Raw genomic sequence first — 18,720 nt, 5'->3', positions numbered from 1 at the left:
ATACATTGGGCCGGTGCCCGCTCGTATCGACGCCGAACAGCGTCGCCAACATGTCGTCGAAGCAGCGTTCCGGCTGGTAGTCGCCGAAGGCCTGGCGGGGCTGTCGCTGCGCAGGGTCGCTGTCGAATCCGGGTTGAACATCGGGTCGGTACGGCACTACTTCGATGATCATCAGGACCTGCTCGCCGCCGCGGCCACGGAGGTCGGCGACCGGATGGGGCGCAGGCTGGCCCGGCACCCTGTCGCCGCGCTGCGCGGGCTGACCGGCGACCGGGCCGTCGACGCCCTGCAGTCGCTATTGGAAGAATTGCTTCCGGTCGACGAGGAACGGCGGGTCGAATCGATCGTGCTGCTGGAGTTCATCGTCGCCGCCCGGACGAAGCCGGTGTTCCGGCCGGTCACCGAGCAAATGGCGGCCGACCTGCGCCAAATGGTGACCGCCGCGCTAGGCGCCCTCGCCGTCCCCGAACCGGCCGAAGAGGCCGACCGAATCACCGCGATCATGGAGGGCCTCAGCCTCGATGCGGTGACACCGCACGGTTCGCTCAGCGTAGAACGGCTGCGCAAGACGCTCCGCGCACACCTGTACTCGGTGCTTGCTCCTTCCCCGTGATCCCAGCAGCCCGCCCGAACATGCGGTTCGCGACCAGGTTGCTGAGCGGGTGATGTTTGACCAGCGTCCACTCGGCAATCTCGGGTAGAGCGCCTTTTGGCGGACCCGATCACCGTGAGGTGCAGAGATGGTCAACGACGTGGAAAAACGGTGGCGCGACCCACAGACCTTCCGGCGCGCCGCAACCTACGTGCTGTCGGTCAACGCGGCGGCGGCCTTCGTCTTCGCGGCGGCCGTGATCTGGACCGCAAATCGCAGCTCCTGCTCCGATTCGGGCACCCTGCTCTGCGACACCGACGCCAAAACCGCCGTCCTCCTCGCGCCGACCGTCATCCTGCTGCTCGGCGGCATCGGCGCCTTCGTCGAGACCTACCGAGAGTGGCGGCGCGGCAAACCCTGGCCGATCTGGCAGGGCGCAGGTTGGTTCCTCTTCATGGTGATGCTGGTCTACGTCTCGATCGGCGGCACCGCCATCGCGTCCTAGGCGAGCAGCACGCTAGTCGGCGACTTTCACAACGACCTTGCCGAAGTTGCGACCCTCGAGCATGCCGATGAACGCTTCGGGAGCCTTGTCGAAGCCCTCGGTGATGTCTTCGAGGTAGCGGACGCGGCCGTCCGCGATCCATTCGCCCATATCGCGGAGGAAGTCGGGGTAGAGCTCGCGGACGAACTCGGTTTGGATGAAGCCGCGAATGGTGAGGCTCTTGATGAGGATTCGGCCGTAGAAGGCGGGGAGGCGGTCGGGCCCGGTGGCAGTACCGGCGGCGTTGTAGTTGGCGATGAGACCGCAAACAGGGACGCGCGCATAGGTATTCAGCAACGGATAGACCGCGTCGGCGACGGCGCCCGCGACGTTTTCGAAGTAGACGTCGATGCCGTCCGGCACCGCCGCCTTCAGCTGCTCGGCGAAGTCGGGGGCGCGGTGATCGATCGCGGCGTCGAAGCCGAACTCGTCGAGCAGGTGCGCGCACTTCTTCGGTCCGCCCGCGATGCCGACCGCGCGGGCGCCCTTGATCTTGGCGATCTGCCCGACGGCCGAGCCGACCGGGCCGGTGGCGGCGGCGACTACGACGGTTTCCCCTGCCTGCGGCTGACCGATCTTCAGCAGGCCGGAGTACGCGGTGAAGCCGGGCATACCCAGGACGCCGAGCGCGGTGGAGACCGGCGCGATGTCCGGATCCAGCTTGCGGACGCTGGACGCGGGCACCACGTCGTGCGTCTGCCAACCCGAATATGCCAGCACCACATCGCCTTTCGCGAGCGACGGGTCGCGGGAGTCGACCACCTCGGCCACGGTGCCGCCGACCATCATCTCGCCGATCTCGACCGGCTTCGCATAGGACTTCGCGTCGCTCATCCGGCCACGCATGTACGGGTCAAGGGACAGATACAAGGTTCGCAACAGCACCTGCCCGTCCTCGATCGGCGGCAGCTCGGCGGTCTCGGTGCGGAAGTTCGCCGAGGTAGGCGCACCCTCCGGGCGGGAAGCAAGCACGATTCGTCTCGATTCGACCATGGTTTCGAGCCTAGACCCGCGCCGCGGCGATGATCGTCCGCGCCTGGTCGGGCTAACGGTGATCCCGGTACGACCGATAGGCCGGTTGTCGGACGCCACGACACCAGCTCTTCCATGTCGAAGGGAAAAATCGTGAGATCAACAATGAAGCGCGCGATGCTCGGTGCTGCCGCTGCGAGTTTGCTCACTCTCGCACTCGCGCCTGCCGCCTCCGCCTATCCCGTCGGACCGTGGGGCGTCGAGGGGCCATGCAAGGGCGTGCAGCCGAACGCCTGTCCCTGGAGCCCATCTGATGACGGCCTGACCTGGTCATATAAGGGTCGCTCGTCGAACTACGACAAGCACGGGAACTTCGTCTGCGGCACCGGCGACTCTCCGCTCGACAACCTCTACTGCGACCCGATCATGATCGCGGTCCGCGCCCTGCCGCCACTGCCGATCGGCAAATGGCTGCACCCTGGTAGCTGAGCAAGTCGTCATCGGTCAGCGGCAATCCCCTGCCGACTGACCGGGCTCAGCCCTGCCCCGGACACGACCACCTCGCATAGGGAGTTCTCTTGGCACGCTTACGTCGCACCCGCATCGCACTGACCATGACCACCGCCGGGTTGGCCCTGCTGCTGACCGCGGGAACCGCGGCTGCCCGGCCGATCGGGCCGTTCGACGTCGGCGGCGCGATCGAGGTCGAATACGACCAGGCCGGTGGCGGCGCCGTCTTCGGCGACCCGGTCATCCCCGAATCCGACGCGGGCCGTGGCGGCAAGTACCAGGCCTTCGAACGCAACGCCTCGATCTACTGGCACCCCAGCACCGGAGCTCATCAGATCGGCGGCGCCATCCGTGACAAATGGGGCAACTTCGGCTTCGAGAACGGGTTGCTCGGCTACCCGGTGACCCGGGAAGAGTCGACACCCTCGAAGCCGGGCCGCTACAACCACTTCCAGGGTGGCTCCATCTACTGGTCCATCGGCACCGCCGCGCACCAGATCGGCGGCGCGATCCGCGACAAGTGGGGCTCCTACGGCTGGGAGAACAGCCCGCTCGGCTTCCCCATCACCGACGAGGCGCCCGCCAAGAACAACGGCCGCTACAACCTCTTCAACGACGGCGCCATCTACTGGTCCGGTGCCACCGGCGCGCACGTCGTCTGGGGCGCCATTCGCACCACCTGGGAGGCCAGGGCCGGTGTCAACGGCGGCTACGGCTACCCCACCAGTGACGAGTACGACTACCAGGGCGGCAAAGCCCAGGACTTCCAGGGCGGCCGCATCACCTGGCAGCCCTGACCCGACCGGGCCGCCTGAACGATCGCCGCGCGCGCGTGCCATCATCGCCTGCAACGCTCAGCCCTGTCTCGTCACCGAGTAACACCTGACTGAGGAGTTTCCTTGGCACGCCTTCGTCGTACCCACCGCTCGTCCGGATCGCGCCGCGGCGTCGCTCTGGCAACGGCGGCGCTGGCCGTCCTGCTCACCACGGGAACCGCGGCTGCCCGGCCGATCGGCCCCTTCGAGGTCGGCGGGGCGATCGAGGTCGAATACGACGAGGCAGGCGGTGGCGCCGTGCTCGGCGACCCGACCTCCCCCGAGTCGGATGCCGCGAACGGCGGCAAGTACCAGACCTTCGATCGCAATGCCGCGATCTACTGGCACGCCGACACCGGTGCGCACCAGGTCGGCGGCCCGATCCTGGACAAGTGGCGCGAACTGGGCGCGGAGACCGGCGGGCTGCGCTACCCCGTGACGCGGGAGCAGTCGACGCCGTCGAAGCCCGGTCGCTTCAACCACTTCCAGGGCGGCTCGATCTACTGGTCGGTGGGCACGGCGGCCCATCAGGTCAGCGGCGAGATCCGCGACAAGTGGTACTCCCTCGGAGCGGAGAACAGCCCGCTGGGCTTCCCCATCACCGATGAGGCCGCTGCCAAGGACAACGGCCGCTACAACCTCTTCAACGACGGCGCGATCTACTGGTCCCCCCGCACCGGCGCACACGCCGTCTGGGGCGCCATCCGGACCAGCTGGGAAGCCCGCGCCGCCGCCAACGGTACTTACGGCTACCCGACCAGCGACGAATACGATTACCAGGGCGGCAAGGCCCAAGACTTCCAGGGCGGCCGAATCACCTGGATTCCCTAGGTAATTCGGCGTCGCCGACGGTTTCGCTGAAAACTCAAGCGGGCTGGCCCATTTCGCTCGGGAACTCTGGCCTGCCGTCGCTGTCGGAGACGGTCGGGTAGGCGGCGCGCAGGCGCTGGTGGGCGGCGGGGCCAGCGCCGAGGTGGTCGAGACCGAGCAGTGCGGCACCGAGAACCGGTGGGGCGACGACAATTCGAGGCTCAGCGAGTGGTGCGGCCTTGGCGAGCCGGGCCAACAGGTTGTCGATGAGCAGCGGCTGCCTGGCGGCGAGCACACCGCCGCCGAGGATCAGCGGGGTCGGCTCGTCGAGTAGGTCCAGCCGGCGCAGGGTGACGAAGGCGAGTCGGGTGATTTCGTCGGCTTGCCGGTCGATCAGTCGCAGGGCGGTCGGATCGCCCGCCTCCGCGGTGGTGAACAGCACCCGCACCAGCTCGTGCAGCCGCTGCTCCGCCAGCTGGCCCAGGTGGATCGCCTCGGCGACCGCATTGGCTCCGGCCAGCCCGAAGTAGCTGCCGATGGCTTCGGACAGTGCCGTCGGCTCGCCCCGGCCGTCCTCGGCTCGCGCCGCGTGCCACATGGCTTCCGCGGCCATGCCGCCGCCCCCGCCCCAGTCACCGGTGAGCCGGCCGAGCGCCGGGAAGCGGGCGGTGCGACCGTCCGGCAGCAACCCCACACAGTTGATCCCCGCGCCGCAGACCACCGCGACACCGCGCGGGCTGTCGGTACCCGCGCGCAGCAGGCCGAAGGTGTCATTGGTGACGCCCACGCTCACACCCCATGGCCGAGCCGCGATGGCGGCGTGCAGCCGCTGTTCCTCGATCGGCAGATCGACGTTGGCCATGCACGCGCTCACCCGGGTGGTGAGAATCCCCCCTCGGGTGAGTCCCGCTTGCCGGGCCACCGACTCGACCAGCGGTGCGATCCCCTCGATCGCCTGGTCCGCGCCGACCCGATGGGGCAGAAACCCGCCACCGCGCACGCTCCCGAGGACTGTCCCGGTGAGCGTGACCAAGGCAACGTCGGTCTTGCTGTTGCCGGCGTCGATCGCGAGGACGCCGGGGATCTGTTCGTTCTGTGGCAGTTTCATCAGACGCTTCCCCCGCCAGCACTGCACGGTATTTGTCGGCATGGTCAACCCCAACTCAGATATGCGCGATTGTGAGCTATCAACCGGTCGGTCAGCTGCTCGGCGAGTTCCAGCTGACCGACCAGTGGATGGGCAAGTAGTGCGTCGAACACGCGGTCGCGCCCGCCCGCCACCGCGGCGCGCAGAGCGAGCTGCTCGTACGCGGTGACGTGTGCGATCAAACCCGCGTAGCGCGGTTCGACGGGACGTTGCGGCAGCGGGCGCACGCCCTGCTGATCCACGACCGCGGGCACCTCGATCACGGCATCGTCGGGCAGGAACGGCAGGATGCCGTCGTTGCGGGTGTCGACCACCTGGACACTGCCGCCCGCGGTGCCGAGCAGCGCGGCCAGCAGCTGCACCGCGGCCTCGGAATAGAAAGCGCCACCACGCTTTCCGAGCAATTCCGGCTTGGTGTCCAATGCCGGGTCGGCATACATGCGCAGCAACTGCTGCTCGATGGCCGCCACCTCGGCGGCCCGTGAGCCCGAGGTCGTGAGCTCCTCGACGACCACGTCGTGTTGATAGAAGTACCGCAGGTAATACGACGGGACGACGCCGAGATGCTGGATCAGCGAAAGCGGAAGGCGCACATCGGCCGCGATCTCCACGCCGAAGTCGGCCAGCAGTTTCGGCAGCGCTTCGAACCCCGTCTCCGCGCCCGGCCGGTCCAGCACGGTGACCCCACGCACCCAGGAGAGGTGGTTGAGCCCGACCTGGTCGAGGCGAATCAGCGACGGGTCGACACCCAAGTGCTGGGCGAACTTTCGCTGGAAGCCGATGGCGACATTGCACAGTCCGACGGCCTTGTGGCCCGCGGCCAGCAGGGCGCGGGTGACGATGCCGACCGGGTTGGTGAAGTCGATGATCCAGGCGTCCGGGTTGGCCCGGCGGACGTGCTCGGCAATGTCGAGGACCACCGGAACGGTGCGCAGCGCCTTCGCCAGACCACCGGCTCCGGTGGTTTCCTGACCGACACAACCACATTCGAGCGGCCAGGTCTCGTCCTCGTTCCTGGTTGCCTGCCCACCTACCCGCAATTGGAGCAGTACCGCGTCGGCACCATCCACTCCGTCCGCGACCGAAGTAGCGGTGCTGACCCGCGCGCTGTGTCCTTGTTTGGCGAAGATCCGGCGAGCCAGTCCGGCGATCAAGTCCAGCCGGTCCGCGGCGGGGTCGACCAGCACCACCTCCCCGATCGGGAGGGTGTCGCGTAGGCGGGCGAAGCCATCGATCAGTTCCGGGGTGTAGGTGGAACCACCGCCGATGACTGCCAGTTTCAGTGTGCTCATCAGCCTTTGACCCCTGTCAATGTCACGCCTTCGATAAAGGCCTTCTGGGCGAAGAAGAACAGGATGATCACCGGCGCCATCACCAGCAGGGTGGCGGCCATGGTGAGGTTCCAGTTGGTGTGGTGGGCGCTTTTGAAGGACTCCAGGCCATAGCTGAGCGTCCAGGCGGCCGGGTTCTCGCTGGCGTAGATCTGCGGCCCGAAATAGTCGTTCCAGCAATAGAAGAACTGGAACAGCGCGACCGCCGCGATGGCGGGTTTGGCCATCGGCAGCACGATCCGCAGCAGTATCCGCAGCTCACCGCAGCCGTCGATGCGGGCCGCCTCCAGGTAGTCGTTCGGGATGGTCAGCAAGAACTGCCGGAGCAGGAAGATGGAGAAGGCGTCACCGAAAGCCAGCGGAATGATCAACGGCCACAACGACCCGGTGAGATGGAACTGCTTGGCCCAGATCAGGTACATCGGGATGACGGTCACCTGCGGCGGCAACATCATCATCGAAATGACCGCCATCAGCGCGAGATTGCGACCCCGGAACCGAAACTTGGCCAGCGCGTAGGCAACCGGAATGCTGGAGAGCAGCGTCAGCGCGGTACCGGCCGCCGCGTACAGCAGAGTATTACGCCACCAGGTGAGGAAACCCGGTGTCTCCCAGACCTTCACGTAGTTACCCCAGTGCCACGAGGCGGGCCAGAGGTCGGTGGTGAGCGCCTGCCGGTCCGACATCACCGAGGTGAGGAAGAGAAACACGAACGGCAGCAGGAACAGGAGCGCGGCCGCGATCGCGAGCGAGTGCACGGCAACCCAATTCAGCGCGTCTCTGCGGCGGGCGCCCCGGGCCTCGACCGTGGGCACGGTGACCGGCACGGGCCGGAGGGTGGTCATGGTCATCGCTCAGTCCTCCTGCAGGAAGCCGGATCCGCGCCGCAGCAGCAGCGAGGTGAAGGCCATGGAAATGGCGAACAGGATCACGGCGATCACGCACGCGGAGCCGATGTCGAAGCGCTGGAAGCCGAGGTTGTAGACCATCTGCGGCAGCGTCCAGGTGGAACCGTGCGGGTAACCGGGTTCGAACTGCTCGCCGGATCCGCCGACCTTGCCGCTGGCAACCTTCCCGGCGACGATGGCCTGCGTGTAGTACTGCATCGTCTGGATCACCCCGGTCACCACGGCGAACAGCACGATCGGGGTGATGTTCGGGAGGGTGACGTACCGGAATCGCTGCCACGGACCCGCACCGTCCAACTCGGCGGCCTCGTACTGCTCCTTCGACACGTCCAGCAGTGCCGCCGTGAAGATGACCATCAGGTCGCCGATCCCCCACAGGGCGAGCATGGTCAGCGCGGGCTTGGACCAGTCCGGGTCGGTGAACCAACCCGGTTGTGGCAGACCGACAGTGCCGAGCAGGTGATTCACCGGCCCGGTGCCCGGATTCAGCAAGAAGGCGAACGCGATCGTGGCCGCCACCGGCGGAGCGAGGAAGGGCAGATAGAACACCGTGCGGAAGAACCCGAGCCCGGTTTTGATCTTGGTGACCAGCAGTCCGATACCGAGCCCGAAGATCACCCGCAGCGACACCATCACCACGACGAGCCACAGCGTGTTGCCCAGCCCCTGCCAGAAGAACGGATACTTGTCGAGGACGTAGTTCCAGTTCTTCAGGCCGGTGAAGGTGGGCGCGGTGAATCCGTCGTACCGCATGAAGGAGAAGTAGACAGTGGACAGCAGCGGGTAGGCGAAGAAGAAGCCGAACCCGATCAGCCAGGGCGAGAGAAACGCCAGGGTGCGCAGCGCCCCACGACGGCGCTTGCGTTTCAGTGCCGCCGGGGCGGTCGTGCTCGACGGGGCCATGGCTACATCACTTCGCCTGCTCGATTGCTTCGTCGATCTCGCGCGCGGTCGCGGCCAAGCCCGCTTGCAGGTCGACCTTGCCCGCCTCGAACTGGTAGCCGAAGTTGCGCAGCGAAAGCTGGTAGGCGCCACCGTTGATGCTCGACGGCGTGGTGGAGGAGTACGGGTTCTTGGCGATGTCGATGAAGGTCCGGAAGTTCGGATCCGCCGTCAGTTCGGGCGAATTCAATGCCTCGTTCGTGCTCGGCACGTTGTGGATGGCGTTGGCGAAGCTCACCACCGCATCGGTGTCGATGGCCAGGTACTTCACCAATTCCCAAGCGGCGGACTGCTTTTTGCTGGTATTGGCGATGCCGATAATGGTGCCGGTCTGGTAACCGCGACCGTAGGTGTGCGCCTGGTCGTCGGGCACCGGGAACGGTGCGGTGGCCCAGTCGAAGTCCACCGGATTCTCGGCGAGGGACGCCGTGCGCCATTCGCCGTCGTAGGACATCGCGACCTGGCCGGTGTGGAAGGGATTCTTGGCGCTGAACTCGTCACCGAAGGTGGTGCGGTACCGCTCTAGCTTGTCGAACCCACCGAGCTTGTCGATCAGATTCTTCTGCCAGGTGAACATCGCGGCGACCTTGGGGTCGGTGGCGATGTTCGACTTGCCGTTCGCGTCGAAGTAGGTGGCGCCGTACTGGCCGAGGTAGTGCGTGGCCGTGGTCTCGTAGCCGTGGAAGTTCGGCATGAATCCGAGTTGTTTGTAGCTGTCCCCCTCGGGGATCGTCAGCTTGACCGCGGCATCCTCGAATTCGCTGAAAGTCTTTGGCGGCGAGGTGATTCCAGCGGCGGCAAAGGCGGTCTTGTTGTAGTACAAGCCGTAAGCGTCGCCCAGCAGCGGCAGTGCGCACTGATTGCCCTGGAACCGGCTGTACTCGAGCATGGTCGCCGGGAAGGTCTTGGCGGGGTCGATGCCGTCCTTCTGCAGGAAGGGCGCGAGATCGGTCCATACCTTGGCGGAGCAGAACTTGCCGACCTGATCGGTGGTGAAGGAGGAGACCACGTCCGGCGCGTCCCGGCCACCGACCCGCAGCGCCTGCTCGACCTTGTCGTCGGCGATATTGCCGACCGACTTCACCCGAATGTTGGGATGCAGCTTCTCGAAGGCGGCGATGTTGTCGTTGATCGCCCGCACCTCGTGCTCTTGGCTCCAGCCGTGCCAGAACGTGATGGTGACGTCCTTGCCGTCGGCGGAACCGTCGTCGCCGCCGCTGGAACTCTGCCCGGTACAGGCCGTGACGAAGAGAGCGGCAGTGGCGCATGCGGTCAGGGCGGCGAGGGTGCGGAGTGTTGTTCTGCGCATGTGACGGTTCTCCTCGGTACAGCTCGGTGTGCGGCGGATCAATGAGTCGAGAACACCACGTCCCTCGTGGTAGCCAGGGCGCGTTCCAGCGCTCCGTGCAGCACCGGCGAACCCGACAACGTGCTGGACCGCACCTCGGGGCGCGGGATAGTGAGCTCGGCCAGCGCGTCCTCGACGAGCGCACGCAGCCGTTCGCCGCCGTTGCACGGCGCCTCACCGGCCAGGATCAGCACCTCGGGGTCGACCACCGAGACGATCGAGGCCAACCCGAGGGCGAGCCTGCCCGCGAACTCGGTCAGGAACGCGTCGCCCCCGCCCGGCGTCTCCAATGCCTCGGTGACCGCCATCGCGGCCGTCGGCGCGGCTAGTCCGTGCTGCCGCGCGAGAGCCAAAACCGCTGGCGCACCGGCCAATTGCTGGAAGCCGCCGGAATTCCGCCGGGCCACATCGTGGACGATCGGCGCACCGGGCAGCGGCATGTAGCCGACTTCGCCCGCGCCATTGTGGAATCCGCAGTGCAATCGGCCCGCGATCACGATCGCCGCGCCGACGCCGACGCCGGTCCAGAGCAGCACGAAGTCCTCGCAATCCTGCGCCGCGCCGTGCGTCTGCTCGGCGACGGCGGCGAGGTTGACGTCGTTCTCGATGGACACCGTGGCGCCGATCGCCGTCTCCAACGCGGCTACCAGCCGCGGGGCATGCCAGCCGGGCAGGTGCATCGCGTAGCGCAGTTTGCCGGTGGCCGGGTCGAGCGCGCCGCCGATGCCGATGACCACCTCGCGCAATGCACCCTCGGCGAGCCCGGCCAGCCCTACCGCCTCGGCGACGGCATCACCCACCCTGGCGATGGTTTGGGCGGCAGGCCAGCCCTTGGTGGACACCTGATGCTCGGCCAGCGTCGCGCCGGTGATGTCGGCCACCGCGATCCGGATCTGATTTCTCGTCACATCGAGGCCGGCCACGTACCCGGCCGCCGGATTCACCTGGTACAGCTGCGCGTTCGGGCCGGGGCCGCCCGCCATGGATGTGCCGACCGGCACGACCAGCCTGGCCGCCTCGAGCCGGGCGAGCAGCTGCGAGGCGGTCGGCTTGGAAAGTCCGGTGAGAGCGCCGATCTGGGTACGGGAGAGCGGACCGTTGGCGAGTAGCAACTCCAGCGCGGCGCGGTCGTTGATGGCGCGCAGCAGGCTGGGCGTGCCCGCGAGGGTCGGTCGCAGAGTAGCCACGTGATGACCCTCCCTTCGCACACCGGCGAACACATGGGTGAACTATTAGGAAAGTTTCCAATTACTTTGAGCTGCGACTTTATGTCCGGTTTGACCGTCTGTCAATCGCTGTTCGGCGTGGCGAAGGCCGTGGCGCGTCCAGGTGTCTTGACCTCAACCGAGATTGAGGATCTAGCGTCGTTCCCGATCGAACGACAGAAGGGACCTGCTGTGCGAATCCGTGAAGTAGCCATTACCACAACGCATCTCGATGCGGTGGCCGAGTTCTATCGGGACACTCTGCAACTTCCGGTAATGGTCGAGCCCGACCGGGCGACGGTGGAGATCGGCCTCAGCAAGCTCGTCGTAACCCGCGGAGCCCCGCACGAGGGCGGGCACCATCTGGCATTCGATATCTCCCCCAACGATTTCGACCGCGCCCGGCACTGGTTGAGCGAACGGGTCGAACCCTTGACGGTCAATGGCTCCGACACCATCGACGGTCCCCCGGGCTGGGATTCACGCTCGGTCTACTTCCGCGGCCCGGACAACATCCTGCTGGAACTCATTGCCCGACAATTCCACTCCGCCGCCCCGGCCACTCCAAGCGACCCTCCCCGGCTGCTGTCGATCAGCGAGGTCGGCATCGCCGTGCCGGACGTTCAGCAAGCGGTCCGCGACCTCGCCGAAACCTATGGGCTGCAGGCATTCACACCCCAGCTGCCGACGTTCACCCCGGTCGGCGATCACGACGGATTGCTGATCCTGGTTGCCCCCGAACGCATCTGGTTCCCTACCGAAGCCGACCGCCCCGCCCACGCGCCGGTGACTGTGCACATCGATGCGCCCCAGCGTGGCGGAAAGGTCGCACTCACCGCGAACGCGGGCATCGAAGGGTGATATCGGCTCGGTGCGTCGGCGGGCAATCAGTCGGCTCTGCCGATGCTGGCGGACCCGGTGGTCAGCAGTTGTCCGGCGATCGGCGTGGGCAGGTCCGCGGCAACCGGCCTGCGGCGCAGTGCCGAGCGCTGCCGCGCTAGCTGCGCGGCCACGACCAGGACGTGTGTGGCGATCACGAGGAGTGAAGCGGTACCGATTCCCACCAGCAGCACACTCACGACAAACCCTTCCGACACATGATTTCTACGGCGCGCTCTGCGCCCGTCGTGCAAGATGCCCCGACTTCGACAGTCCAAACAGGCGATGCCGACAGAGTTCGGGATTGGGTCGGTTGGCAGCGGGTATGCGGCGAATGTCAGCCATTTATCCGATTGTCGGAGGTTAATTATTGTGTCGGAGCAAGGTAGCGGACCACGAGAAGGCGTCGAAGGCGTTGTCGAAGACGTGAAGGGCAAGACCAAGGAAGCCGCTGGCATCGTCACCGGCGATGAGAACCTCAAGGGCGAGGGGCGAGCACAGCAGGACAAGGCCGAATCCGAACGCGAAGTCGCACAGAAGGAAGCCGCGGCGGAGAAGGCGCGCGCGGAAGCCAAGATGGACGAGGCGCGACAGGCCGGTCATCAGAACCAATAGCAGTACTTCGCACGAGCGGGGTCGATGAGTCTGCGATCGACCCCGCTCGTGCTGTGACCGTCAGGCCGATTCCCGTTTCTCCAAGCCGACCGCATCGGCCAATTCCGCACGGTGCCGGTGCAATTCGGGATGATCGGCGCTGAGCTCGCCCATCAGGTCGGCCAGTGCGTCGGCGATGGCGTTGAGCTTCTGCTGGACGGCGTCGTCGGAGCGGGACTGCGTGTTCTGCAGCAGGGCCACCAGCAGGAACGTGACGATAGTGGTGGCGGTGTTGATCACCAATTGCCAGGTGTCGATGCTGGGCAAGACCAGGAAGGTCGGCGCCCACACCGCTACCAGCAGGACACAGAATACGAAGAAGCCCGCTTTCGAGGTGAGCGTGGCGGTGGTGGTGGCGAAGCGATCGAAGATGGTCAGCTTGCCCTGCACCTCCGATGGCATCGTCCCTGCTCCGCTGCCCGACCGTGCGGCGTTGTCCTGCATGAACATTCCTTTCCTCGAATCGGCGCGGAAATCACGCGCCCGTACGAGGGATAGCCTCGCTAACTACGTGCAAACAGGTGCTGGGTCGACGCGGCTCGAGGTCGTCGTGTGGGCGTCCGCACCACAGGAGGCCGCTTAATTGACGCGCGGGGCCGTGCCACCGGGGAAGGCGGCGTGTTGCGCAGCGGCATATTCGGCCTGGACCTTGTAGTACCGGTCGGTCGGTCCATAGGCGGTGTAGAACACGAAGCCGCGTGCGGTGGGATCGGCGAAGGGTGCGCCGTCGACGAAGCGGGCCAGCACCGGGTGGAGGTGGGTCGGGAAGGTCGATGCAGTGCAGCGCAGCGGGAAGCAGATGCGTTGCATGCGCGGGGAAGTCCAGGAGAACGTGCGGTAGAGGTTGAACGTGCGGCCGAGCAGCGCCAGCTCTTCGTCGGTGGCCGGGACGAAGTCGAGATCGTCCAGGATGGTGGCGATATCGGCCGCGGTGAGGTGGCCGGGCTCGAACACCTGCGAGTACAGGTTCATCGTGCGGGCCGCGAAATCGACTGCCAGGATACCGATCTGACCGCCATAGCGGGACAGGTGCGCGGCGTGCGCGCGGGCCGCGTCGGGCATACCCGGGAACTCGAGTACCCGCTGCACGCTGAGCAGTTCGGGGAACACCAGCCAGATCTTCTGCACACCGCTGGCAAGTGCGAGATCGACACCCGACCGGGCCGGAACGGCGGCACAGATCGCCGACAGCAACTGCTCCATCGGATGTCCGCCGAAGGTGAGCAACCCCGCGCCGCGCAGCCTTTCGATCAGCTCACCCGGCTCACCCGCATGCATCACCCGAGTATTGACCTCGCGCTCGGACACCGGATGCGTGGTGGTGCGTACCCCGACCACGGAGTTGGTCCACAGATCGGCCAGCGTCGTCAGCACCGGATCCACCACCGCCGGGTCATAACGAACCTCGGCCAGACGGGCGCATTCCCGCAAATCGTCTCGGAGTTGGTCGAGCGTCACACCGACCGATGTGCTCATGAGTCACCTCGAATACCGAACCACCACAGGCGGTCCGCGCCGCCGATGGCTGAGGAACAGTTGGACCAACATGAAGCTCTGGCTCAGGATAGCCCGTGCCCCCCGCTGGAGCCCCGATTCTCGGCACTTCGGGTTCCGACGCGGCTTTCCCGAAGGTCACGGAGTCACCATCGGGAACCTGCGCATACCGTGGATGGAGCGATCGCGGCAGTTTCGAATTTCCCCGAGGCGTTACGGCGCTGGTGCGGGGCTTCCGTTCTTGATCGTCTCGATGACCGCGGCGATGCCGTCGGAGCCGTGGCCGTTGGCGATGGCTTTGTGGAGCAGCGCAGTGAACAGTTCGGGCACCGCGGCGTCGATGCCTTGGTCGCGGCTGCTGGTGACAACGTGGTCCATCGCCGCCGCGTGGGCTTCGATTGTGCCGTCGGCGTCCGGATAAGTGCCGCTGTCGATCTGACGGGCGTGCTCAGTGAACAGGCCGGCAATGAACGGCAGGTGCCCGGCTGCGGTAGTGGCGAAGGTGGAGGCGTCGACGCCCTCGGCTCCGGTCAGTGCTACCGCCTGGTAGAAGCCGCTCAGCGCACCCCAGGCCAGACTGAACAGCGCCGTGTCGTACACCGCTGTCAGCCCTGGGTCGGCGCCGAGGTCGGTGGCGTTGCCGAGCGCGGACAGCGTCGACCGGTGCGCGGCGAAGACCTCCGGCGAGCCGCTGAACAGGAACAACGCCTCGGGTTTGCCGACAAGGCGGGTTCCGCTCATCGCGGCGCCATCCAGATATCCGACGCTGTTCGCGCCAGCCCATCGCGCCATGTCCCGCGCTTGTGCGGGAGTGCCGGAGGTCAGATTCACCAACACCCGGCCGACGAGCTGGTCGGCTACCGGTTCCAACAGATCCGACACCGCCTCGTAGTCCGCGACACAGACCACCACCAGCCGACTCGCGGCGATCGCGTCGGCCAGTGTCTTGGCTCGTGTCGCCCCCTGCGCGACAAGGACATCCGCCTTGCCCGCGGACCGATTCCACACGGTGGTCGGGTGCCCTGCGGCGAGAAATGCCGCAGCCAGCGTGGCGCCCATCTGGCCGAGACCGATCACGGACACCGGTGCGGGGTTGCTCATCTTTGCCCTGCCTTTGCTCTGCGATACGACGAGCGTTGCAGCCGATCATCGAGCCGAATAATTCCCGTGGATGCTCGTGAGTCCGCGACGCAACCGCGAACCAGGGCGCGGGCCTCGGTGGGCTCTGCCTCGCGCAGGGTTTGCGGCGCGCCGGAACCCGGTGCCTGCCACCGACACCATGCCCGCGCACACCGTCATCGATCGGCAGGTGCTGCGTCGGGTCCTTCTCACCGGGCTCGACGACATCGTTCAGTTCGGCCGCCGTTGCATCGGATACGACAGTGACGGGTCCACCGTCACGGCACGGTTCGCCGACGGCGGTTCCGCACCGGGCTCGGTGCTGGTCGCCGCCGATGGCGTCGGTTCGGTGATCCGCGCCCAGCGTCTGCCGCACGCACGCGTCGTGGACTGCCGAGTCCGCCTGATCTACGGGCGGGTGCCACTGACACCCGGCCTGCGACGCGCGCTGCCACCGGAGCTGTTCAGCGTCTTGATTCGGTTGTCGGAGCAGGCAATCGGTTCGTCGGCATCGCATCAGTGCAGTACCGGCAACCACCGGTAGCGGCAGCATCTCGGCTGGCGCCCGAGGCACTGCGCGACTACGAACTGGCAATGATCGACGAAGGCTTCCGCTCGGTACGCCTGTCGGCGGCGAACGGGACGCAAACTCTGGGAGCCGACCCACTGCCGATCTAAGTCACGGTTCACATCCTCGTTTGGGATCCGTCAGACCCGGCTTGTCCGGAACACGTTCGTGCTGAGGTATTTAAGGCCGGAGTCCACCAGGATGGTGGCGATGGTGGCGTCGGGGCCGAGTCGTCGCCCGAGTTCGATGGCCGCGATGACGTTGGCGCCGGAGGAGGTTCCGGCGAAAAGCCCTTCTTCTCTCGCGAGTCGTCGTGCCATGGCTTCAGCGTCGGCGGTGGGCACTGGGATGATCTCGTCGGGAAGGGTCGGGTCCCACATCGGGGGTTGGTAGCCGATGCCGATGCCTTCGATGAGGTGAGCGCCGGGGCGGCCGCCGGACAGCACCGCGGATTCGGCCGGTTCGACGGCTACCACCCGCAGCCGCGGGTTGTACCGTTTCAGCGGTGTGGTCGCCCCGCGCAGTGATGCTGCCGTGCCGACCGCTTGGACGAAGCCGTCGACGCGACCACCGGTTTGCGCCCAGATCTCTTCGCCCATGGAGTGGTAGCCGGTGATGCTGGCGGTGTTGGTGAGCTGGTCGGTCCAGTAGGTATCGGGTCGGCGGCCGAATTCGGCGGCGGTGTCGATCATGTCGCGGATCAACTTCTTGGTGATCTGCCCGTTCGCACTCGGAACCAGGGTGAGTTCGGCGCCCAGCGCGGCCATCTGGATCAGCTTGTCCTCGCTGAACGCTGCCGAGCTGACGATCCGCAGCCGGTATCCCCTCGCCGCGCAGACCAGGGCCAGCGCGGCACCGGTGCTGCCGCCGGTGTATTCGACGACGGTGTCGCCGGGCCGGAGCCGACCGTCGGCCTCGGCGGCGGCCAACATGGCCTGTGCCATCCGGTCTTTCATGCTTCCGGTCGGGTTGTGGCCCTCGACCTTGACCAGAATGGCCGCGCAGTCGGCGGGCACGACCCTGCGCAAGCGCACAAGCGGTGTGTGGCCGATCGCCGTCAGCACGCTGGTTCCGATTTCCATGACTGCTCGCCTTTCCGACGCATACATTGACGTTGTCGATCATCGGCACCTCGCGTCGGAGCTGGAAGTTCAATCTTTGAACCACGCGTGCGGTCATGCGGTACGTACGCTGCCGGTGTGGGTGGTTACGGACAGTTCTGCGCCGTGGCGCGGGCGCTGGATGTGCTCGGCGAGCGGTGGACGCTGTTGATCGTTCGGGAACTGCTGCTCGGCGCGTCGAGCTTCGGTGACCTGTGTCAAGGGCTGCCGCGGATCCCCCGGGCAACTCTGTCGGCGCGGCTGCGGACGCTGCGCGCCGCAGGCGTCATCGACGGCTATCGCCTCACCGATGCCGGTGCCGCGCTCGCCCCGGTGGTCCGGGAACTGGCCCGATGGGCTGTCACCACCGACAGCGCCGCCCTGGGCGAGGACGATCTCGATACCGCCGCCCTCACCTGGGACATGCGCCGCCGCGTCGATGCCGCCGCGCTGCCCGACCGCCGGGTCGTGCTCGCCATCGAATTCACCGACCGACCGACCTCCGACCGCAGATTTTGGTTACATCTCTCCCGTACCGGCGTGGACCTGTGCCGAGACGACACCGGCGCACCCGTCGACATCTGGCTCACCACACCGACCCGAGCGGCGACCGAATGGTGGCTCGGGAATCTGTCCTGGCCGCAACTGCTCCGACAACCCGGAGTCCACGTGCACGGTGACCACGAACTGCAACGCCAGATGCCGCGCTGGTTCACCCGCTACCTGTTCACCCCCGACGCCCTCGGGGCGACCGCAACCTGAACACACCGGTCACCACGGCCGACTCCGCGCCGGCCGAGCCCGGCGCGGGCCGACCGGCAACCACTAGCGATCTGGGGAGTGACCGTAGCTTTGGGGGGTCGGTGTGCAGGCATCGTGTCGCTACACTCATCACAACATTTACCCGCGAATTCCTTTCCACCACAAGGAGAGTCGTCCGATGGTTGAGTATCTGCGTACCGCCGTGCCCAGGAATCGGTTCATCCGAATGGTTGTTGCCACGGTTGCGGGGTGCATGGGCACGGCCGTGCTGGCGGGCCCGGCCGCCGCAGCCCCATCGGCCGAGCTGACCGCCGCCGCCATCCAACGTCTCAACGCTGATGGCACTGTGCAGATCACCGGCACCTACACCTGCACCGGCGGCCGCGGCAAAACGTACGGGAGCACCACGTTGACACAGGGCGAACCCGGAAACGACACGCTCAGCTATACGGAGGCGGGGCCTGGTCCGCTGACCTGCGATGGCACCGCGCACGATTACACGATCAAACTTCCGGAACCGGAAGCGTTCCCATTCCAGCCCGGTCCCGCCACACTCCTCATCATCTGGGACATCTACACCACGGACGGGAATATCAGCAGGGCCGAGCTCGACCAGGTTCCCGTCACCCTGCAGAGCTGACCAAGACCCGGCCGACCTGCAAAACCTCATGGGCACGAGGTACCCGCGGTCGACCCTCGACCCTAGAGCGCGGTGCAGACCGCAGTATCGAGCGCCCGGTCGCGCCCCCGGGCAGGCCCGCGGCCTCGTGCCGGATGACGTTCTCGTCGATGTCGGCGCGGACCCGTTCGGTGAGCAGCGCACGCAGCTCCGGTCTTCTGGTGGCCTCCAGCCGAAGCTCCAGCAGTGCCAGGTGCCCGGATCGGAAGGCGGCGACCCTGCCGATGCTCTCCCGCAGCATCGTGCTGTACGACGCGGCGTCCCGGGCTTGGCCGAGCATCTCGGTGATCGCGTCCTCTGGTGGCCTGAGCCGCTCGTAAACGCGGCACCGGCCTGGACGA

The 18,720-nt window shown here is 66.6% G+C and carries 23 protein-coding genes; 10 read left to right on the top strand and 13 right to left on the bottom strand.

What is annotated here, in order from left to right:
• The first annotated feature begins 13 nt into the window (after positions 1-13).
• Together ACFK0J_RS18305 and ACFK0J_RS18300 are read left to right on the top strand one after the other, a co-directional pair.
• Positions 14-613, top strand: coding sequence for a TetR/AcrR family transcriptional regulator (locus tag ACFK0J_RS18305; RefSeq protein WP_378741849.1), 600 nt, complete (start codon positions 14-16; stop codon positions 611-613).
• A 127-nt stretch (positions 614-740) separates the two neighbouring features.
• Positions 741-1,097 (top strand): hypothetical protein, encoded by a 357-nt coding sequence (locus ACFK0J_RS18300; RefSeq protein WP_378741846.1) that lies wholly within the window; start codon positions 741-743, stop codon positions 1,095-1,097.
• A gap of 12 nt (positions 1,098-1,109) precedes the next feature.
• Here the strand turns inward: ACFK0J_RS18300 and ACFK0J_RS18295 are convergent, their stop codons facing one another.
• Entirely contained in the window at positions 1,110-2,129 is a 1,020-nt protein-coding gene (locus ACFK0J_RS18295; protein ID WP_378741844.1) for an NADP-dependent oxidoreductase, read from the bottom strand.
• A 132-nt stretch (positions 2,130-2,261) separates the two neighbouring features.
• Here ACFK0J_RS18295 and ACFK0J_RS18290 point away from each other — a divergent pair, with 132 nt between their 5' ends.
• From ACFK0J_RS18290 to ACFK0J_RS18280, 3 genes are all read left to right on the top strand, one after another.
• Positions 2,262-2,597 (top strand): hypothetical protein, encoded by a 336-nt coding sequence (locus ACFK0J_RS18290; RefSeq protein WP_378741842.1) that lies wholly within the window; start codon positions 2,262-2,264, stop codon positions 2,595-2,597.
• Positions 2,598-2,686: 89 nt separating this feature from the next.
• On the top strand, positions 2,687-3,415 hold the full coding sequence (locus ACFK0J_RS18285) for an LGFP repeat-containing protein (RefSeq protein ID WP_378741840.1): 729 nt from the start codon (positions 2,687-2,689) through the stop codon (positions 3,413-3,415).
• Positions 3,416-3,517: 102 nt separating this feature from the next.
• Entirely contained in the window at positions 3,518-4,264 is a 747-nt protein-coding gene (locus tag ACFK0J_RS18280; RefSeq protein ID WP_378741838.1) for an LGFP repeat-containing protein, read from the top strand.
• Positions 4,265-4,298: 34 nt separating this feature from the next.
• On the opposite strand, the gene ACFK0J_RS18275 is transcribed toward ACFK0J_RS18280, so the two are convergent.
• Genes ACFK0J_RS18275 through ACFK0J_RS18250 form a run of 6 tightly spaced genes read right to left on the bottom strand, consistent with a single transcriptional unit; the run spans position 4,299 to position 11,106 of the window.
• On the bottom strand, positions 4,299-5,351 hold the full coding sequence (locus ACFK0J_RS18275; protein ID WP_378741836.1) for an N-acetylglucosamine kinase: 1,053 nt from the start codon (positions 5,349-5,351) through the stop codon (positions 4,299-4,301).
• 44 nt (positions 5,352-5,395) lie between these two features.
• Positions 5,396-6,682, bottom strand: a complete 1,287-nt coding sequence (locus tag ACFK0J_RS18270) for a 6-phospho-beta-glucosidase (RefSeq protein ID WP_378741834.1) — start codon at positions 6,680-6,682, stop codon at positions 5,396-5,398.
• Positions 6,682-7,572 carry a carbohydrate ABC transporter permease gene (locus ACFK0J_RS18265; protein ID WP_378741832.1) on the bottom strand — a complete coding sequence of 297 codons (891 nt, stop codon included), beginning with the start codon at positions 7,570-7,572 and terminating at the stop codon, positions 6,682-6,684. Before ACFK0J_RS18265 ends, ACFK0J_RS18270 begins: the two co-directional genes overlap by 1 nt.
• 3 nt (positions 7,573-7,575) lie before the next feature.
• The gene (locus ACFK0J_RS18260) at positions 7,576-8,532 is read right to left on the bottom strand and encodes a carbohydrate ABC transporter permease (protein ID WP_378741830.1); all 957 of its coding nucleotides are present in this window, start codon (positions 8,530-8,532) and stop codon (positions 7,576-7,578) included.
• Positions 8,533-8,539: 7 nt separating this feature from the next.
• Positions 8,540-9,880, bottom strand: coding sequence for an ABC transporter substrate-binding protein (locus tag ACFK0J_RS18255; protein WP_378741828.1), 1,341 nt, complete (start codon positions 9,878-9,880; stop codon positions 8,540-8,542).
• Positions 9,881-9,918: 38 nt separating this feature from the next.
• Positions 9,919-11,106, bottom strand: coding sequence for an ROK family transcriptional regulator (locus ACFK0J_RS18250; RefSeq protein WP_378741826.1), 1,188 nt, complete (start codon positions 11,104-11,106; stop codon positions 9,919-9,921).
• Positions 11,107-11,316: 210 nt separating this feature from the next.
• Here ACFK0J_RS18250 and ACFK0J_RS18245 point away from each other — a divergent pair, with 210 nt between their 5' ends.
• On the top strand, positions 11,317-11,985 hold the full coding sequence (locus ACFK0J_RS18245) for a VOC family protein (protein WP_378741824.1): 669 nt from the start codon (positions 11,317-11,319) through the stop codon (positions 11,983-11,985).
• A 26-nt stretch (positions 11,986-12,011) separates the two neighbouring features.
• On the opposite strand, the gene ACFK0J_RS18240 is transcribed toward ACFK0J_RS18245, so the two are convergent.
• The gene (locus tag ACFK0J_RS18240; RefSeq protein WP_378741822.1) at positions 12,012-12,203 is read right to left on the bottom strand and encodes a hypothetical protein; all 192 of its coding nucleotides are present in this window, start codon (positions 12,201-12,203) and stop codon (positions 12,012-12,014) included.
• A 172-nt stretch (positions 12,204-12,375) separates the two neighbouring features.
• On the opposite strand from ACFK0J_RS18240, the gene ACFK0J_RS18235 reads away from it, so the two are divergent.
• Positions 12,376-12,618, top strand: a complete 243-nt coding sequence (locus ACFK0J_RS18235; protein WP_378741820.1) for a CsbD family protein — start codon at positions 12,376-12,378, stop codon at positions 12,616-12,618.
• Between the two features lie 60 nt (positions 12,619-12,678).
• On the opposite strand, the gene ACFK0J_RS18230 is transcribed toward ACFK0J_RS18235, so the two are convergent.
• The 3 genes from ACFK0J_RS18230 to ACFK0J_RS18220 form a co-directional block, all read right to left on the bottom strand.
• On the bottom strand, positions 12,679-13,059 hold the full coding sequence (locus tag ACFK0J_RS18230) for a low affinity iron permease family protein (protein ID WP_378742893.1): 381 nt from the start codon (positions 13,057-13,059) through the stop codon (positions 12,679-12,681).
• A 177-nt stretch (positions 13,060-13,236) separates the two neighbouring features.
• A complete protein-coding gene (locus ACFK0J_RS18225; RefSeq protein ID WP_378741818.1) occupies positions 13,237-14,133 on the bottom strand; it encodes an aromatic prenyltransferase in 897 nt (298 codons plus the stop codon).
• A 231-nt stretch (positions 14,134-14,364) separates the two neighbouring features.
• The gene (locus tag ACFK0J_RS18220) at positions 14,365-15,252 is read right to left on the bottom strand and encodes an NAD(P)-dependent oxidoreductase (protein ID WP_378741816.1); all 888 of its coding nucleotides are present in this window, start codon (positions 15,250-15,252) and stop codon (positions 14,365-14,367) included.
• A gap of 160 nt (positions 15,253-15,412) precedes the next feature.
• Between ACFK0J_RS18220 and ACFK0J_RS18215 the strand changes: the two genes are divergently transcribed.
• Positions 15,413-15,814: an FAD-dependent oxidoreductase gene (locus ACFK0J_RS18215; RefSeq protein ID WP_378741814.1), complete on the top strand. Its 402-nt coding sequence runs from the start codon at positions 15,413-15,415 to the stop codon at positions 15,812-15,814.
• Between the two features lie 164 nt (positions 15,815-15,978).
• Here the strand turns inward: ACFK0J_RS18215 and ACFK0J_RS18210 are convergent, their stop codons facing one another.
• Positions 15,979-16,920 carry a PLP-dependent cysteine synthase family protein gene (locus ACFK0J_RS18210; RefSeq protein ID WP_378741811.1) on the bottom strand — a complete coding sequence of 314 codons (942 nt, stop codon included), beginning with the start codon at positions 16,918-16,920 and terminating at the stop codon, positions 15,979-15,981.
• Between the two features lie 117 nt (positions 16,921-17,037).
• On the opposite strand from ACFK0J_RS18210, the gene ACFK0J_RS18205 reads away from it, so the two are divergent.
• Together ACFK0J_RS18205 and ACFK0J_RS18200 are read left to right on the top strand one after the other, a co-directional pair.
• Positions 17,038-17,700 (top strand): winged helix-turn-helix transcriptional regulator, encoded by a 663-nt coding sequence (locus ACFK0J_RS18205; protein ID WP_378741809.1) that lies wholly within the window; start codon positions 17,038-17,040, stop codon positions 17,698-17,700.
• A gap of 178 nt (positions 17,701-17,878) precedes the next feature.
• Positions 17,879-18,340, top strand: a complete 462-nt coding sequence (locus ACFK0J_RS18200) for a DUF6299 family protein (protein ID WP_378741807.1) — start codon at positions 17,879-17,881, stop codon at positions 18,338-18,340.
• On the opposite strand, the gene ACFK0J_RS18195 is transcribed toward ACFK0J_RS18200, so the two are convergent.
• Positions 18,324-18,659, bottom strand: a complete 336-nt coding sequence (locus ACFK0J_RS18195; protein ID WP_378741805.1) for a hypothetical protein — start codon at positions 18,657-18,659, stop codon at positions 18,324-18,326. The genes ACFK0J_RS18200 and ACFK0J_RS18195 overlap by 17 nt on opposite strands.
• Between the last annotated feature and the right edge of the window lie 61 nt (positions 18,660-18,720).

It is taken from the genome of Nocardia brasiliensis (assembly GCF_042691675.1).
Classification (GTDB): domain Bacteria; phylum Actinomycetota; class Actinomycetes; order Mycobacteriales; family Mycobacteriaceae; genus Nocardia; species Nocardia brasiliensis_D.
Note: the sequence above shows the minus strand (reverse complement) of the source record. Positions and strands in the feature narration are given on the sequence as shown.